The 16,152-nt window shown below is 50.1% G+C and carries 12 protein-coding genes, 1 pseudogene and 1 riboswitch; of the genes and pseudogenes, 6 read left to right on the top strand and 7 right to left on the bottom strand.

Translation table 11 applies throughout. The features are described 5' to 3' along the window. Positions 1-15 precede the first annotated feature (15 nt). Entirely contained in the window at positions 16-1,146 is a 1,131-nt protein-coding gene (locus J0B03_RS08755) for a BMP family ABC transporter substrate-binding protein (RefSeq protein ID WP_207299237.1), read from the bottom strand. Between the two features lie 50 nt (positions 1,147-1,196). Next, a riboswitch (purine riboswitch) is annotated at positions 1,197-1,298 on the bottom strand. A 110-nt stretch (positions 1,299-1,408) separates the two neighbouring features. Next, positions 1,409-2,683: a glutamate-cysteine ligase family protein gene (locus tag J0B03_RS08750; protein ID WP_207299236.1), complete on the bottom strand. Its 1,275-nt coding sequence runs from the start codon at positions 2,681-2,683 to the stop codon at positions 1,409-1,411. 156 nt (positions 2,684-2,839) lie between these two features. Here J0B03_RS08750 and J0B03_RS08745 point away from each other — a divergent pair, with 156 nt between their 5' ends. After that, on the top strand, positions 2,840-4,843 hold the full coding sequence (locus J0B03_RS08745) for a hydantoinase/oxoprolinase family protein (RefSeq protein WP_207299235.1): 2,004 nt from the start codon (positions 2,840-2,842) through the stop codon (positions 4,841-4,843). Here J0B03_RS08745 and J0B03_RS08740 read toward each other — a convergent pair whose 3' ends face one another. The 5 genes from J0B03_RS08740 to J0B03_RS08720 form a co-directional block, all read right to left on the bottom strand. Then, positions 4,844-6,058, bottom strand: coding sequence for an MFS transporter (locus J0B03_RS08740; RefSeq protein ID WP_207299234.1), 1,215 nt, complete (start codon positions 6,056-6,058; stop codon positions 4,844-4,846). It abuts the gene before it with no gap. A 118-nt stretch (positions 6,059-6,176) separates the two neighbouring features. Further along, the gene (locus J0B03_RS08735; protein WP_207299233.1) at positions 6,177-7,439 is read right to left on the bottom strand and encodes a sensor domain-containing diguanylate cyclase; all 1,263 of its coding nucleotides are present in this window, start codon (positions 7,437-7,439) and stop codon (positions 6,177-6,179) included. Positions 7,440-7,563: 124 nt separating this feature from the next. After that, the gene (locus J0B03_RS08730) at positions 7,564-8,913 is read right to left on the bottom strand and encodes a sodium-dependent transporter (protein WP_207299232.1); all 1,350 of its coding nucleotides are present in this window, start codon (positions 8,911-8,913) and stop codon (positions 7,564-7,566) included. Positions 8,914-8,985: 72 nt separating this feature from the next. Further along, positions 8,986-10,359 (bottom strand): aldehyde dehydrogenase, encoded by a 1,374-nt coding sequence (locus tag J0B03_RS08725; RefSeq protein ID WP_207299231.1) that lies wholly within the window; start codon positions 10,357-10,359, stop codon positions 8,986-8,988. Positions 10,360-10,395: 36 nt separating this feature from the next. After that, positions 10,396-10,800, bottom strand: coding sequence for a hypothetical protein (locus tag J0B03_RS08720; RefSeq protein WP_207299230.1), 405 nt, complete (start codon positions 10,798-10,800; stop codon positions 10,396-10,398). A 165-nt stretch (positions 10,801-10,965) separates the two neighbouring features. Here J0B03_RS08720 and J0B03_RS08715 point away from each other — a divergent pair, with 165 nt between their 5' ends. The 5 genes and pseudogenes from J0B03_RS08715 to J0B03_RS08690 all read left to right on the top strand — a co-directional run bounded on the left by J0B03_RS08715 (position 10,966) and on the right by J0B03_RS08690 (position 16,063). Continuing rightward, the gene (locus J0B03_RS08715) at positions 10,966-11,727 is read left to right on the top strand and encodes an NYN domain-containing protein (RefSeq protein WP_207299229.1); all 762 of its coding nucleotides are present in this window, start codon (positions 10,966-10,968) and stop codon (positions 11,725-11,727) included. Positions 11,728-11,855: 128 nt separating this feature from the next. Further along, positions 11,856-13,645: pseudogene (locus J0B03_RS08710) on the top strand (SLC13 family permease). Positions 13,646-13,685: 40 nt separating this feature from the next. Next, positions 13,686-15,050: an MBL fold metallo-hydrolase gene (locus J0B03_RS08700; RefSeq protein WP_207299227.1), complete on the top strand. Its 1,365-nt coding sequence runs from the start codon at positions 13,686-13,688 to the stop codon at positions 15,048-15,050. 20 nt (positions 15,051-15,070) lie between these two features. Beyond that, a complete protein-coding gene (locus J0B03_RS08695) occupies positions 15,071-15,583 on the top strand; it encodes a YeeE/YedE thiosulfate transporter family protein (RefSeq protein ID WP_207299226.1) in 513 nt (170 codons plus the stop codon). A 9-nt stretch (positions 15,584-15,592) separates the two neighbouring features. Then, positions 15,593-16,063 (top strand): YeeE/YedE thiosulfate transporter family protein, encoded by a 471-nt coding sequence (locus J0B03_RS08690; protein ID WP_207299225.1) that lies wholly within the window; start codon positions 15,593-15,595, stop codon positions 16,061-16,063. Positions 16,064-16,152: the final 89 nt, after the last annotated feature.

Here is a 16,152-nt window from a genome sequence, read left to right as displayed (position 1 = left end):
GTTCTGATTCCAGTCTTAGTTTCCAGCCGGAATGGTTCCAACGACTCCATCTACGAACCAGTTCATGGAAAGTTTATCGCCGTCGCTGAGGCTTTCTCCATCTTTGACTACTTCTTCCCCGTCTTGGTTCAAGATCGGTCCGTCAAATACGTCCCATTCGCCGGATTTGATCAATGTTTCTTTTTCGGCGATGGCTGCTGCTGCGCCTTCCGGTGCCAGATCCGTCAACTCATCCATAAGAATGATGCCTTCGTCCATGCCGCCCCAGTAAGGAGTATTCGTCCAGGTTCCATCCAATACGTCCTGGACTGCACGCAGATAGTACTCGCCCCAGTTCCACAGTGGTGCTGTCATATAGGCTTTCGGAACAGCGTCTTTGGAGCTGACATTGTAACCGATGGAAAATGCACCTGCTTCTTCTGCCGCTACCATGGTTGCGGTAGAGTCCTGATGCTGGGCTGTTACGTCACAGCCTTCATCCAACAATGCTTCTGCTGCCGCTTTTTCGCTGGCCGGATCATACCAGGTGTTGGTCCATCGAACATGGACTTCCGCGTCGGGATTGACGGATCGTACGCCCAAAGTGAATGCATTGATCCCACGAATTACTTCCGGGATCGGGAATGCTGCCACATAAGCGATCTTGTTGCTTTCCGTCTTCATGCCGGCGACGATCCCGGAAAGGTATCTGGCTTGATACATTCTTCCGAAATAGTTGGTGGCGTTGTCTGCCGTCTGGTATCCGGAACAATGAGCGAATGTCACTTCCGGAAATTCTCCTGCAGCTTCAATAAGTCCATCCATATGGCCGAAGCTGGTTGCAAAGATGACGGAAGCTCCCTGGTCCACCATTTCTCGAATGACCTTGACCACTTCTCCCTTGTCTTCCGGTACGTTCTCCTTGTAAATGGTGGTGACCTTGTCGCCAAGTTCATCGACCATGAACAAACGTCCGTTGTCATGAGCGGTGGTGTATCCGCCGTCGTTGGTGGGTCCAACATAGATAAATCCGACGACGACCGGTTCTGCTGCGCCGTTGTCTCCATTATCTCCGTTGTCTCCATTGTCTCCGTTATCGGAAGAACAACCGATCGCCATACTCAGTACCATGGCCAAAACCAATAAAATTGCTGCGATTTTCTTCATTTCCTTCCCCCTAATCGTTTTTTGCTCAAAAGACAAAAAACCATCCCTTGTTGACGTTTCAACCATCCCGTAGCAGGATCGTTTTCGGCGATCCAGTAGAAACGCTCGGCCCTTATCGCCAAACTTATACGGACGTACATTTTTGAATTTTCAAGCATGAATATTCGACATTTACATTATATTTCTTTTGCCCCGCCATATCAATCCTTTTTAGCAAATTCCATTGCATAAAAAAACTCCGCCGCAGCGAAGTTCATTTTGTTCAAGTGGCAAACACCCTTCCAAAGGGATCCGGGTCGCCTTTTTCTATGGATTTTTTCAACAAAGTGGCCATATTTCCCTGGGCGTGAAACAATTCCAGAAGGGGCTCAAGAAACCTTTGACCCTCCGCATCCAGTCCTTCCATGGCCTTGTTCAACAGGAGTTCTCCCTGGGCCTTCACTTCTTCAAGACGATCGTCGCCGCTGATCATGGCATCTTTCCAGTCTTGAACCATTGCTTCCGTGACCTCTTTGGATGTCTGATAAAAAAACTCCAGATTGTCCGGGTCGTAGAAGATCCCCTTGACCAATGCGGCCAGGGACACGTTCCACGGGTGTGGCACACTGTCGCACATTCGAATTTCAATGTATCTTTTCGCCCGCACGTCGGGAAAAAACATGGAAAGAACGTGTTCGATCTCCACCTCGCTCATCAATCGGTCCCGATATACTTCTGCCGTAGTCTGTTCCCCTGCAAATTCATATGCGCCATCCAGAAGGCCGATGACCACTGGTTTGTTCCAAACGTAAGCGGCATATTCGTCGTATCCGAAGATCTGGTCCAACGATCCTTTCATGACACCGCTTCGATCCTTGTCCACATGGTTCCATATGTTGGTGCGGGCCATATGGTGTTCCCAAGGTTTTCCTTCAAAAACAGGAGTGTTGTCGAACAAGTAAGACAACACCACCGTCAGACTGTTGGCCACCCGGAATTTTTTGATGAAGTCCTCTTCATTGGCATAATCGATGACAACCTGGGCCGACGCGCTGCCCTTCATCATATGATGGCCATGGGTGTCTTTTTCTCCCAGGTACTTCGACATGAAAACATACCTGCGTTTCGGAATGAATGGGATCTCTTCGATGACGCTGGCCGGATGATACCCCAGTGCGATCAACCCTTGTCCGTTGTTGTCCAGTATGGGTTTGATGTCCTCCAAAAAAAGAAGGTATCGTCGTTCTGTCTCTCCCAGGTCCAGGGTGTGTTTTACACTGACCTCTACCTGACCTCCCGGTTCCAGGGTGATGGCATCCCCATCCCGGACGGCTCCCAAGATCCGATTGTTTTCCCTGGTCAGGTCCCATCCTTTTTTCTCCAACCCCAAAAAAATCGATTCCATGCCCTTTGCATCGTCGTAGGTCACGCTTTTGAGCGTATCCCTGTAGACCAATATGTGTTCGAATTCCATGCCGATGGAACATTGTCCCGGCTTTTTTTCACCACTTTTTATGTATGCTGCGATCCTTTTTACGTTTTCAGCGCTGTAGTCCATAATCCCGCTCCCCTCGTCTAAATAATGATACCACAATTCTGAAGTACTAATCATGAAGCCTTTTCAAAAACAAAAAATTCACGAAGCTTCTATGATATAATCTTTTCATATGGAACGACTGGGAATCAAACATGAAGAAAAGAGGCGAATCACAACATGAGACTGGGTATAGGAATCGACACCGGCGGCACTTATACGGATGCAGTGCTGTACGATTTTGAAAGCAAGACCATCCTTCATTCCGCCAAATCATTGACGACAAAAGACGATTTGGCTGTAGGCATCGGAGGTGCCTTGGACAAGCTTCCCGACGATTTGATGCGACAGGCTGAAATCGTTTCCCTGTCCACCACGTTGGCCACCAACGCCTGCGTGGAAGAAAAGGGCGGACGGGGAAAATTGGTGTTTATCGGTGGAGACGAAGACGTGATCCTGCGAACCGGCCAAAGCTACGGCTTGCCGGACAACAGCGAGATCTTCTTTCTCGACGGAGAAGTGGATTATCGGGGAGAGGTGACCAAGGAACCGGACTGGGAAGCCTTTGTGGAAGACAGCAAGAAATGGATCTCCGACGCAGACGCCGTTGCCGTCGTCCAGCAGCTGGGAGTTCGAAACTCCTCTACGGAACAAAAGGCCAAAGAATTGATCACCTCCGTGTACGGACTAAATACCATATGCGGCTACGAGTTGTTTTCCGATCTGAACTACATCAAACGGGGGGCCAGCACCTTGCTCAACGCCCGGTTGATCCCTGTCATCAAAGAATTCCTCGATGCCATCAAAAGTTCTCTTCGACAGCGGGGCATCCACGCCCCTGTGGTCATCGTCCGTAGCGATGGCAGTTTGATGAGCGAAACATTTACCACTATCCGCCCGGTGGAGACCCTCCTGTGCGGTCCCGCCGCCAGCGTCATGGGTGGCATTGAGCTGACCGGCGAAGAGGATTGCCTCATCGTAGACATGGGTGGAACCACCACCGACATCGCCATCGTAAAAGACGCCGTACCGGTGAAGGCTCACGACGGAGTAAAAGTCGGCAAATGGCAGACGTTCGTCAAGGCGGTCTACATCGATACTTTCGGACTGGGTGGAGACAGCCGTGTTCTCATCGAAAACACCGGCTCACTTTCCCTGGGAACGGAACGGGTCATCCCCTTATGCATTGCAGCCGCCAGAAATCCGGAGATGAAGGGAAAACTGAAACGGTTGGCCCGCACGCCAAGGATCACCCACGAACCCCAGCACGAATTTTTCTTCCTGGTAAAAGACATCGAAAGCAACCACCGCTATGATGCCGACGAGCAACGGATCTGCACCGCCTTGAAAGAAAAGGGCCCCCTGATCTACTCGGAAGCGGCGGATGTACTGGGCAAAAAATTCTTTTCCAGCCGCATCAACCGATTGGAGCGGGAAGGGATCATCATGCGATGCGGATTGACGCCAACGGACATGATGCACGTGAAAGGCGACTTTGACCTTTTCGACGGGGAGGCTTCCCAATTGGCACTGGAGTACCTCTCCAACCGTTTGGAACAGGTTCCGGCAGATCTGGCGGAAACCGTCTACGATCTGGTGAAAGAACGGCTTTACTTCAACATCATCCGCATGATGCTGGAAGACAAATACCCCGATTACAAACGGGAAGGATTGGACTTTCACATGGAACGGTTGATCCACGACAGCTGGAAGCATTGGAAAACGCCGGACAAAAGGGATTTTCTGCAGCTATCCTTTAAAATGCCTGCTTCCCTGGTAGGGGTGGGCGCCCCTATCCACCTGTTCTTGCCGGATGTTGCCGCCGCTTTGGGAACCAAAGCCGTCATTCCCGAAAATGCCGGCGTGGCCAACGCCGTAGGTGCCATTGTAGGAAACGTGTCCGCCACGGTAGAGATCACCGTGAAGCCGGACCCGGAAGGCGGTTATATCGTCTTCGGAAAAGAAGAAAACACCTATACCCACGATTACGATGAAGCACTGGAGATTGCTACAGAGGAAGCCAGAAAAGCAGCCCTGGAGGAAGCCAAAAAAAGAGGCGCTTCCGGAGACATCTCCGTGAGCACCAAAAGGGATTACAACGAAGCCCTGGCAAAACAAATGCCCGTAGGCATGTTTTTAAGCACCGTCATCTCTGCAACGGCCATCGGCCGGGTGGTCCTTTGATCAGGAACGGTTCTCGGTATGTTTTTTGACCACCTTGTGCTTGAGCTCCATGACTGCACGATATTTTCTTTCGTAGGTTGGGATGACGAAGAGCCTGGCTAAAATCAAGGACAAAGTGCAGAGGATCCCGTTGATCACAAAAACGGTCCGCAGAGAGAAGATCCCCACCAGCCAGCCCACCATGATGGATCCGCCGCCGATTCCGATGTCCATGGCGGAAAAATAGGTGGATGTGGCGACGCCCCTGGCACTGGCTTCCACCGAGTTGATGGTCATGGTTTGTAGCGTGGGGATCACCATGCCGTTTCCAAGGCCGACGATGAATCCGGACAAGACGAAAAGCAGCAACCCTTCTGCTGCAGACAGCAGCAGGTATCCGGAAATGAGGGAGAGATATCCCATCAACAAGGGGATCCAGGGCCCTTTCCGGTCCATGATCCTTCCGGAGAACAACCGGGTCAAAACGACGCCGACGGAGTTGGCCATAAAGTAGACGCCTCCGTTGGAAACGCCGATGTCCCCGGCGAAAATAACGATAAAGGAAAGAATGCCCCCGTTGGCTATTGCGGAAAACAGGAGGATCCCTGCAATGGGAAAGACCCTTTTTTCAATGAACGCATCCACGGAGAGCGTTCTTTTTACGCGCTTCACTTTGGGCAGTTTCAAGAAAAAGGCCAGAACCAGCGCCGTTGTTATGAGCAATGCAGAAGAATAAAACAAGGCGGTGAAATTGTTTCGCCCCATGATCATCAGTCCTACAGCCGGCCCCAGGGCCATGGACAGGGTGTTGGCCATGCCCATGAGCCCAACGCCTTCCCCCCTTCGGGATTCGGGAACGATGTCTCCAACGATGGTCCCTCCGCCGCTGGAAGTGCTGCCGAAGCTGATGCCGTGAAGAAAACGAAAAAGCACCAGAAAAAAGAAGCTGGACAGCATGGGATATCCATAGGTGATCAGTGCAAAAAACGTCAAGGAGAACAAATAGACTTTTTTGCGATCAAAGACGTCATAGGCATATCCGGCAAAAGGCCGGATCACCAGTGCCGCCAGGGAATAGGCCCCCATCAAATAGCCTATTTGAGATTGCTGTCCTCCCAGAGCCTGGGTCGCATAGAGGGGCAGGGTGGGAAGCAAGAATTGCACACCCAGCGACATCAACATGTTGACGCCAAAAAGCAGCATATAATTTTTCGTCCAAATGGTTTCTCTTTTCATTATGACATCCGTCCTTCGTTCCTTATGTTTGACTAATCAACCATACGATTATACACCAACTCCTTGCAAATGAACATCCAAAATCAACGGAACATGAAAAAAGCCTCCACTTGGGAGGCTACATGTCGTTGATTCTTTTTCGTTTGGCATCCAGCAGCAGGTCATCCGTCTTGATGTAGGTTTGATGGATGGGATCGTCCATATTGTAGGAGGTGGCAAAGCCGTAGGACAAGGACAGGGGAACTTTTTCTCCTTTGTTGAATATCTCCAGTTCTCTTAAAAGACGCTTTTCCACTTCCAGAACAAATTCTTCCCCGGTTCTCGGCAGCAGAACCACAAACTCATCCCCTCCGAGTCGGGCGATCAGGTCTTCCGTTCGAAATATGGATCGCAGAAAATCGGCACATCGAATGATCAGCTTGTCCCCTTCATGATGGCCTATGGTGTCGTTGACTGCTTTCAATCCATCAATATCCATGGAGAAGACGGTGATGGGATAGGCACTTCTTCCCTTTTCCAATCGGGCGATGGCGTCTTCATAGTAAGCCCGGTTGTATAGTCCCGTCAGCGCATCGTGGAAGCTCAAATACGTCAACCGCTCCTCGTATGCCTTTTGTTCGTCGATATGGCGGGAGATGCCGATCACTTCCAAACGATCGTCGTCGTTCATAGACAGGCTGAAACTGGTGGCCACCCAGTGGGTGTTTCCATCCATTCCGTAGATCTGGTATTCTGCGGAGGCGTGTTCCACTTCTCCGTCAATAATGGCAGCCACTTTGCTTCGAATGTCGTCCCGATACTCGGGAAGGATGAAATCCACATAGTTTTTCCCCAAAAACATCCGGGGATCCATTCGGTAGAGTTTTTTTACATTAGGCGAAAAATAAGAGATGATCCCTTGGGAATCCAGCCCGAAGAGGATGTCCTTGGAATTCTCCACAAAGCTGTTCAGCCTCGCTTCCTTGCGTTCCAAGGCCCGTTCCAACCGTTTTCTTTCCGTCTGGTCCACCATGATGCAAAAGGACAGGACCTCCCCGCCGATCATCTTGGCGTCCACAGACACCATGACATCCAGCAACTTGCCGTCTTTCCGCCGGTTCTTTTGTTCCAGGATCGCGTTGAACCAAGTCTTGTTTTCGCGAAGGCTCTCCATTTCTTCGGCATCGAATTCCGGATTCCAATCCCAAAGGTGGAGTTTTTTCACTTCTTCCAACTCATATCCAAGCATGTCGGCAAAAGACTCGTTGGCATCCAGGACGTTGAAATCTTCCCCCATCAAAACGAAACCTACCTTGGATCGGTCCAGTAGGTTGGTCAATACGCGGAATCCATCTTTGAAATCTTGTGGTCGAAAACCCTCGATGTTGTTGTCTTTGCTCACCATTCACACACCCAAATCAATTTGAATTTATAGCATCTTTTACAAACATGTTAATACATCCAATAAGCAAGAGCAAGAATTATCCGAAAATATTTTGAATATTTTTACTGATTATGCATTTTTCTTACAATGTAATGATGCCGAAGGTACTCAATACGGAGCTGAGGAGGATCACCACAATGAAGATCGGTGCCACATACTTGATCATGATCCGGTAAAAAATCTTTTTCCCCTTTTTCACCAAACCCATCTCTTTCTCCATTTCTTCCTCCGGAACGAAATGACCCAGCATGATGCTCATAAACAGTGCACCCAGTGGCATCAACACGGCGTTGGTGACAAAATCAAAGAAATCCAGGATGGGCAGATCCAAAATGGTGATGTGGGACCATATTCCGTTGCCCAAGGAAGAGGGCATCCCCATAATAATAACAAAAACCGTGGTCCACAAAACAGATTTGGTCCTGCTGATGCCGAATCGATCGCACAGGGTGGAAACCACCACCTCCAGCAAGGAAATGGCGGAAGTCACCGCTGCAAATAGAACCATGAGGAAAAATCCCAACCCCACCAGGGAAGAAAAATCCATGGCGGCAAACACCTTTGGCAAGGTGATGAACATCAACCCCGGTCCGGCGCCAAGGGCCTCCCGGCTCCCTCCGGAAAAGGCGAAAACTGCAGGAATGATCATGAATCCCGCCAGCATGGCCACCCCGGAATCAAAAATCTCGATATGACGAACGGATCTGTCGATGTTGTCTTCCTTGCTCAGGTAGGAGCCGTAGGTGATCATGATCCCCATGGCCAAAGACAGGGAGTAAAACATTTGACCCAGAGCCGCCAACACTCCTTCTACAGAAAATCGGCTGAAGTCGGGGATCAGGTAATAGGCCAATCCATCCATTGCTCCAGGAAGGGTAAGACCATAAAAGGCAATGGCCAAGGATATGACGATCAAGGCAGGCATCAGGACCCGATTGATCTTCTCGATCCCGTTTTTGACCCCCTTGAATACCACAAATGCGGAAATCAACACGAAGGCGATCTGCCAAAGCACCGGTTCTGCCGGTGCGGTGATGAAATCCACAAAAAAGGAATCGGACGCCGCTTCCAAATATCCGCCCGATGCGTAAGTGACCAGATATTTGAAAATCCAACCTCCGATTACACTGTAATACGGAACGATCAAGGCTGCCACCAAAACGGCGATAACCCCGACAAATCCAAATCGCTTGTCGATCTTCTGGTAAGCCCCCACTGGACTCAGTCGGGTCATTCGACCCAGTGCGATCTCACTGGACATGATGGCATATCCAAATGTGACGATAAAAAAGATGTAGATCAGGACAAAAAGTCCTCCACCATACTTTGCCGCCAAGTAGGGAAAACGCCAAATGTTTCCCAACCCCACAGCCGAACCGGCAGCAGCCAGAATAAAGCCCAGCCGACCGGAAAATTCACTTCGTTTGTTCATATAATGTGTCTCCTTTCCATTATAGCCAAGACACATTATAACACAGGATCGGATCTGTGCAATCCTCTTCTTTCAACCTCGGAATTTTTTCAGGAAAAACATCTTTCCTTTGGTGTAGGGTCGATACCGCAGGGAAAAATCGAGGAAACTTCCTTTGGACACTATGCTCTTTTCATGAGTGAAAACATCAAAAGTATGCTTTCCGTGATAAGTCCCCATGCCGCTGTCCCCAACCCCTCCAAATCCCAAATTCGGGTTGACCAGATGAACGACGGTGTCGTTGATGCATCCACCGCCAAAAGAAACACGACGAAGGATCTTTCGCTGCACTTTTTTGCTCTTGCTGAACAAATACAAGGCCAAAGGCTTTGGTTGATGGGCCATCAGCTGGATCACATCCGCCAACTTGTCATAGGCGATGACGGGCAAAACCGGTCCGAAGATCTCTTCCCCCATGACGGGACTGGAAAAGTCCACATTCACCATGACCGTCGGTTCAATAAACAAACGATCCACGTTGTGGCTGCCGCCGATGACGATCTTTTCTTCCTCCATCAACCCCACCACCCGGTCAAAGTGTTTTTCGTTGACCATGGAAGGATAGTTGGGAATGGTTCCTTCTTCTTTCATGGGATAATAACGGCGGATCCAGTAGGAGATCCTCTCCACCAGCTCGTTGCGGACGCTGCCATGGACCAGCACATGATCCGGCGCCACGCAGGTTTGCCCTGCATTGATGAATTTTCCAAAGACGATCCGCTTGGCCGCCAGATTCAGATCGGCAGTATCGTCTACGATGACGGGACTTTTTCCGCCCAGTTCCAGTGTCACCGGCGTCAAATACCTGGATGCCGCCTCCATGACCACCTTTCCCACATTGGTGCTTCCGGTAAAGAAAATGTTGTCGAATCGCTGATCCAACAAATCCGTATTTTCTTTCCGACCACCTTCCACCACAGTGACGTGTTGAGGATCGAAGACGTTTTTCACCACTTCCGCCAGCAAAGACGACGTATGAGGTGCGTAAGCTGATGGCTTCAACACCACGCAGTTCCCCGCAGCAACGGCACCTACAAGGGGGAGGATGGAAAGATGAAAGGGATAATTCCAGGGGGCCATGACCAGTGCCACACCGTAGGGTTCATGTACGATGAAAGACTTGGCCGGTTGGAGCACCAAGGGAGTGGACACCTTCTTGTCCTTCACCCACTTGGGAAGCTGTCGGATCGTTTTGTCCAATTCTTCCATGACGATGCTGTACTCTGTCAAGTAGGCTTCTGCTTCCGACTTGCCCAGATCCAGCTTCAATGCCTGAAAAACGGCTTGATCCGATACTTCCAGATATTTTTTCAGGGCGTTCAATGATTGCAAACGAAACGCCAAATCCAAGGTGCGTCCCCGTAGAAAAAAGCGTCGCTGTTCTCCAACGATTTTTCGTATGTCCATGGATCATTCCTTCTTTCTTTCATTTATTTCAAAATTTCATTTCTTTATCTTCTGTTCTTTCCCCACCCGTCGGATGGATGCGATCAGCTGTCCGATGATCCCCAAGAGGATCCCCAGGGACGCCAGGAACAGATAGGACATGATGCTGACCAGATCGCTCCATCCCTGAGCGGTTCGAGCCATGGCAAGGTAGATCATGTATCCCAAGCCAAAGAGATTCACCAGCAATCCAAGGACAAAAAACACCCGGCCGCCAAAGAATCCCCCTCCTGCCAATACCAATGCTACAATACCTCCCAACAGGGCAAATCCCTGGATATTTTCCATGGTGATCTCCGAACCCAGTGTCCAGGGCACATACAAAAAGGCCCCAACCACAACGGCAAAAATCAACAGAGCAAATAAAAACCACCATTTCGAGAATTTTTTCGGCAACTTCATTCCACATGACCCCTTTTCCTAAACAATATGCTATTTACCTCTTATACCCTTTTTTTGATAGAATATTCCACTCTTTCCGTCAGGGATTTGGTTTTCTGTTGCATAGGGAGCCTCTTTTGTCTATACTTAAACATATAGATAGAAATAACAAACAAGGAGTGCTCTATGGAAAACGATCGGAAAATCGCCGTCCTCATCGATGCGGACAACGTATCAGAAAAATACATAAAATTCATCCTGGATGAATTGTCCAATCATGGGACCCCTACCATCAAACGGATCTACGGGGATTGGACCAACCCTCACCTCACATCCTGGAAATCGGTTTTATTGAACTATTCCATCACGCCCATTCAACAATACAGCTACACCACCGGTAAAAACGCCACCGATGCAGCACTGATCATCGACGCCATGGACATCCTTTACTCCAACAATGTGGAAGGCTTTTGCATCGTATCCAGCGACAGCGACTTCACCCGTCTGGCCGCCCGTCTACGGGAAGCCGGGAAATATGTGGTGGGAATGGGAGAAAAGAAGACACCCATGCCATTCATCTCTGCCTGCGAAAAATTCAAATACCTGGAAGTACTGGCGGGCACCGGCGGAAGCAACGGAAACTCCACAGCCGGAAAAACGGTGAAAACCGGCCAGCAAAAGAACGACATGGGCAACAAAAAAGAATTGGTCAATGCTTTGGTCACCATCATCCGGGAGAGTTCCGACGAAGACGGCTGGGCCTATCTGGGAGAAGTGGGCAAGCGCCTCAATATCCGATATCCGGATTTTGACACCAGAAACTATGGTCATGCCAAGCTGACTCCATTGATCAACTCCCTGAAACAGTTTGAAGTTCAGGCAAGAAAGTCAAATCATCCTCATATAAACCACTACTTCGTAAAAATCAAATCAGATAAACCGGTATGACAGACAGCGTCAACTCCAAAGGTTGACGCTGTTTTGTACATTGTACCAATTTTACTTGTTTTCCATGTTTTGTGTTATAATGAAATCGTTCCATCCCATAATTCCACTAAATTTTTGGAGTGTGAACCATGACAAACGACATTCTACTTACCTTTGGCATCCTTCTGATCGCCATTGTCCTTTTTTCTACGGAAAAACTTCGTTCCGACCTGGTGGCCATCCTGATCATGGTCCTGTTGGCCTGGTCAAAAATCATACCAGTTTCTCAAGCTTTTTCCGGGTTTTCCAGCAACGCCGTCGTCTCCATCATGGGCGTCATGTTGTTGGGATACGGCATCGATCGGACCGGACTGATGAAGCGCTTGAGCCAGGGTATCGCCAAGTATGCCGGAAACAGCGAGAAAAAGATCCTGGTGTTGGTTTCTGCAACAGTGGGACTTTTGTCCGCCTTTATGCAAAACATCGGTGCTGCCGCTCTATTCCTTCCCGTTGTTCGAAAAATTTCCGCAAAAACCGGATATCATCCGTCTAAATTCCTGATGCCTATGGGTTTTGCCGCTATTTTGGGCGGTACTTTGACCATGGTTGCTTCCGGACCTTTGATCGTACTAAACGATCTTCTCACCCAGCATGGAGTGGACCGTTTTGGCTTGTTTGATGTCACGCCCATCGGCCTGGCCTTGCTCCTTGCCGGCATCGGGTACTTTCTCGCCGTCGGATCCAAAGTCCTCCCCAAAGCTCCCTCCGCTTCCAACAAAAACCACCAGGAATTCCTGAAGGAACGGTATTCCCTTCCCGATACGGTATGGGAAGCGGTGGTCACATCAGAAAGCACCCTTCTTGAAAAAACCTTGGATGAATCTCCCCTTTGGAGCCGATACCGCCTTCATCTTCTTGCCTTGTCGGAAAATGGCAGCGTGGATTATGCGCCCTGGCGCAAGACCCGTTTCCGCTCCCAGCAGGTGCTGGCCATATTGGGTTCGGAAAAGGACGTCCGACTTTTTGCAGAAGAAACCGGCTTGATCGTTAAAAACTCCCTGGACGTTTTTGAACCCATCAAAAATGAAGACACGGCCGGATTTGCGGAAATCATCCTTCCGCCCCACTCTTCCCTCCATGGAAAATACCTTTCCGAAGTGGCCTTTCGGAAAAATTTCAATATAGAACCCATTGCCTGCGTCAGCAGGGACGGTGTACGGGTCTCCCCCTTTCACCATCCTCTACGATCCGGTCACGAATTGATCGTGTTCGGTCGTTGGCAGGATCTGGTCAAACTAAAAGAAAACAGGGATCTGGTAGTTGTGACGGACATCCCCCGACCCGATGCAGCAGAGCTGGAGGGCAAGCAAAAATTCGCCTTGCTGGCGTTGATCCTCTCCCTGAGCCTGATCATGCTGGGGGTACAACTTTCCCTGGCCTTTTTCACCGGCTCCATGCTGATGATCCTCACTGGCGCCATTCCAAAAGAAGAGATCTACAAGGCCATCGACTGGAAAACGGTCTTTCTCCTTGCCGGCCTGATCCCCTTGGCACCGCCTTCGATCAAAGCGGAGCTGCAAAATGGACGGCCGACCTGCTTATGGGAGCTATTTCCGGATGGGGCCCCATCCCCGTATTGTTCGTTATCGGCTTGTTGGCTACCCTTTTCAGCCTTTTCATGTCCAACGTGGCCGCCGCCGTCTTGCTGGTACCCCTGGTGGTCCTCATGGCCGATTCCTTCCAAATGGATCCAAGAGGCCTGGCACTCCTGGTAGCCGTCAGCACCTCCAATTCTTTTATACTCCCCACCCATCAAGTCAACGCGTTTCTGTTGACCCCGGGCGGGTATAAAAATAAGGATTACATAAAAGCCGGAAGCGGCATGACCTTGCTCTTTCTCGTCGTCGCCGTTTTCATGACCTATCTTTTCTACATTTGACACGATCACCATCCCACTCCAACAAAGAAAGGACGATACCATGAGAGTAAAACACTATTACATCGAAAAAATCGCACACAGTTCCTACATCGTTGCAGGAGACAAGTCCTGTGCCGTCGTGGATCCTAGCAGGGATGTGGACCTCTACATTCGGGAATCAGAATCGCTGGGTTTGAAGATCACCCATATTCTGGAGACCCACCTTCATGCCGACTTCATCTCCGGCCATTTGGAGTTGGCCAAAAGAACAGGTGCAGACATCTACATGCCCGCTTCCGCCAAGGCGGAATTTGACCATGTGGGGATTGCAGAAGGAACGGAATTTTACCTGGAAGACATGAAATTTCAGGTGCTGGAGACACCGGGTCATACCCCGGAACACATCAGCTACGTCGTCACTGATACCGCAACTTCCGACGAACCGGTAGCCGCTTTTGTGGGAGACACCCTGTTTGTTGGCGATGCCGGGCGACCGGACCTTTTTCCGAACCGTGCCGATGAACTGGCCAGAAAACTGTACAACAGCCTGTTTGAGAAATTGATGAAATTGCCGGATTTCTGCGAAGTATATCCTGCCCACGGGGCCGGTTCCCTGTGCGGAAAGGCAATGGGTGCAAAATATACCACCACCATCGGCTACGAACGAAAATACAATCCGGTCCTTCAGGAAAAAGACGTGGATAAATTCATCAAAATGCTGACGGAAGACATGCCGGGAGCTCCGGACCACTTCTCCCGAGGCAGCAAGTTGAATGCCATGGGGCCAAAATCCTTGTCCGAATTGGCACCTCTTCAAAGAATGGATCCAAAAGAGTTTTCCGAGGCCATGGCCCGGGAGGATACCATCGTAGTGGATGTACGAGGCTATTTCGCTTTCGGCGGTCTTCATATCCCCGATTCTTACTGCCTGGATCACACGGGAAACCTTCCCACTTTTGCCGGCTGGGTGCTTCCGCCGGATAAAAACATCCTTCTGGTCGCCGAAACTCCAGACATTGCAAAAGAGGCAGCCTTGTGGCTATACCGGGTCGGCCTGGACAACGTCATGGGATTTTTGGAAGGCGGCATGCACGCCTGGGCCGCTTCCGGGTCCCCCGTATCTAAAGTGGAGCAGATCAGCCCGAAAGAGTATGAAACATTCAAAGACGATCCAAACCTGGTTTTGGTAGATGCGCGAGACCGGTTAGCCTACGAAGAAAAACACATCGACGGCGCCATCAACATTCCCGCACCGGACCTGCGGACCCGCCACCAAGAATTGTCCAAAGACAAAGCTACCCTGGTCATCTGCAACAGCGGCGTCCGTTCCAGTTTGGGCATCAGCATCCTGAAGCAAAACGGATTTGACAAGGTCCTCAATTTTGCAGGAAGCATGAAAGGATACCAGGCATATCACGGCAAATAAAGACACTGAAGGAGAATCCTATGAATTTTTTAACCATGACACGGTGGTCTCCCTACGTGGTGGGAGCCCTTATCGGCCTGTTGAACCTGGCAGCCATGCTTCTCTCTGGGAAAACCCTTGGCGCATCCACCAGTTTTGCAAAGGCAAGCGGCATGATCCAAAGGGTCTTCAACCGGGATAAAGTAGACAACAATGAATATTATCAAAAGACAACGCCGACCGTGGACTGGGGCTTCATGCTGGTGGTGGGAATCGTCTTGGGATCCTTGCTCAGTTCCCTCCTTTCCAAGGATTTTCGCCTTGAATTCGTTCCTGCCATGTGGGCCGGAGAGATTTCCGGAAGTTTCTTTATACGATTTTTAGTGGCTCTTTTCGGGGGCATCGTCTTGGGTATCGGCTCCCGGTGGGCCGGTGGCTGTACCAGTGGACACGGCATCAGCGGAACCAGCCAATTATCGCTGATCAGCTGGGCTGCCGCCGTTTCCTTCTTTGTAGGCGGTATCCTTTCCGCCTATCTGATCTACGGATTTTAGGAGACCGCCATGGATAATATAAAAAACAACCAAAAACAATTGTTTCTCGGTTTGGCCATGGGTGTTCTATTCGGTTTCTTTTTGCAAAAGGGAGGAGTCACAAAATACGACATCATCATGGCCCAGCTTCGACTGACGGATTTCACCGTGTTGAAGATCATGTTGTCTGCCGTCATCGTTACCATGCTGGGGATCAGCATCCTTTATCCCAAGGGCAAGATCAAGCTCTCCCCAAAGGGCGGATCCATCCGCAACGCCGTCATCGGCGGATTGATCTTTGGCATCGGATTCGGGACGTTGGGATATTGTCCCGGCACCATCGCCGGTGCTGTAGGAAACGGATCCATGGATGGGTTGCTGGGGGGACTGGCCGGCATCGTCCTCGGTTCAGGACTCTTTGCCTCCATGTACTCCACCTTGAAGAAAAAAAGATCCTGGTGGAAGACCGATGCAGCAACCAAACCCTGTTCGATTCCATGAAGGGCAATCCCCTTCACTACACCATTCCCTTTGCAGGAGTGTTGGCCATGCTCATGGTCGTGTTGGAAGTATCCGGATTATAGAAAAAA

Source organism: Alkalibacter rhizosphaerae, assembly GCF_017352215.1.
GTDB classification, from domain to species: Bacteria; Bacillota; Clostridia; order Eubacteriales; family Alkalibacteraceae; genus Alkalibacter; species Alkalibacter rhizosphaerae.
This window is presented reverse-complemented; position numbering and strand designations above follow the sequence as displayed.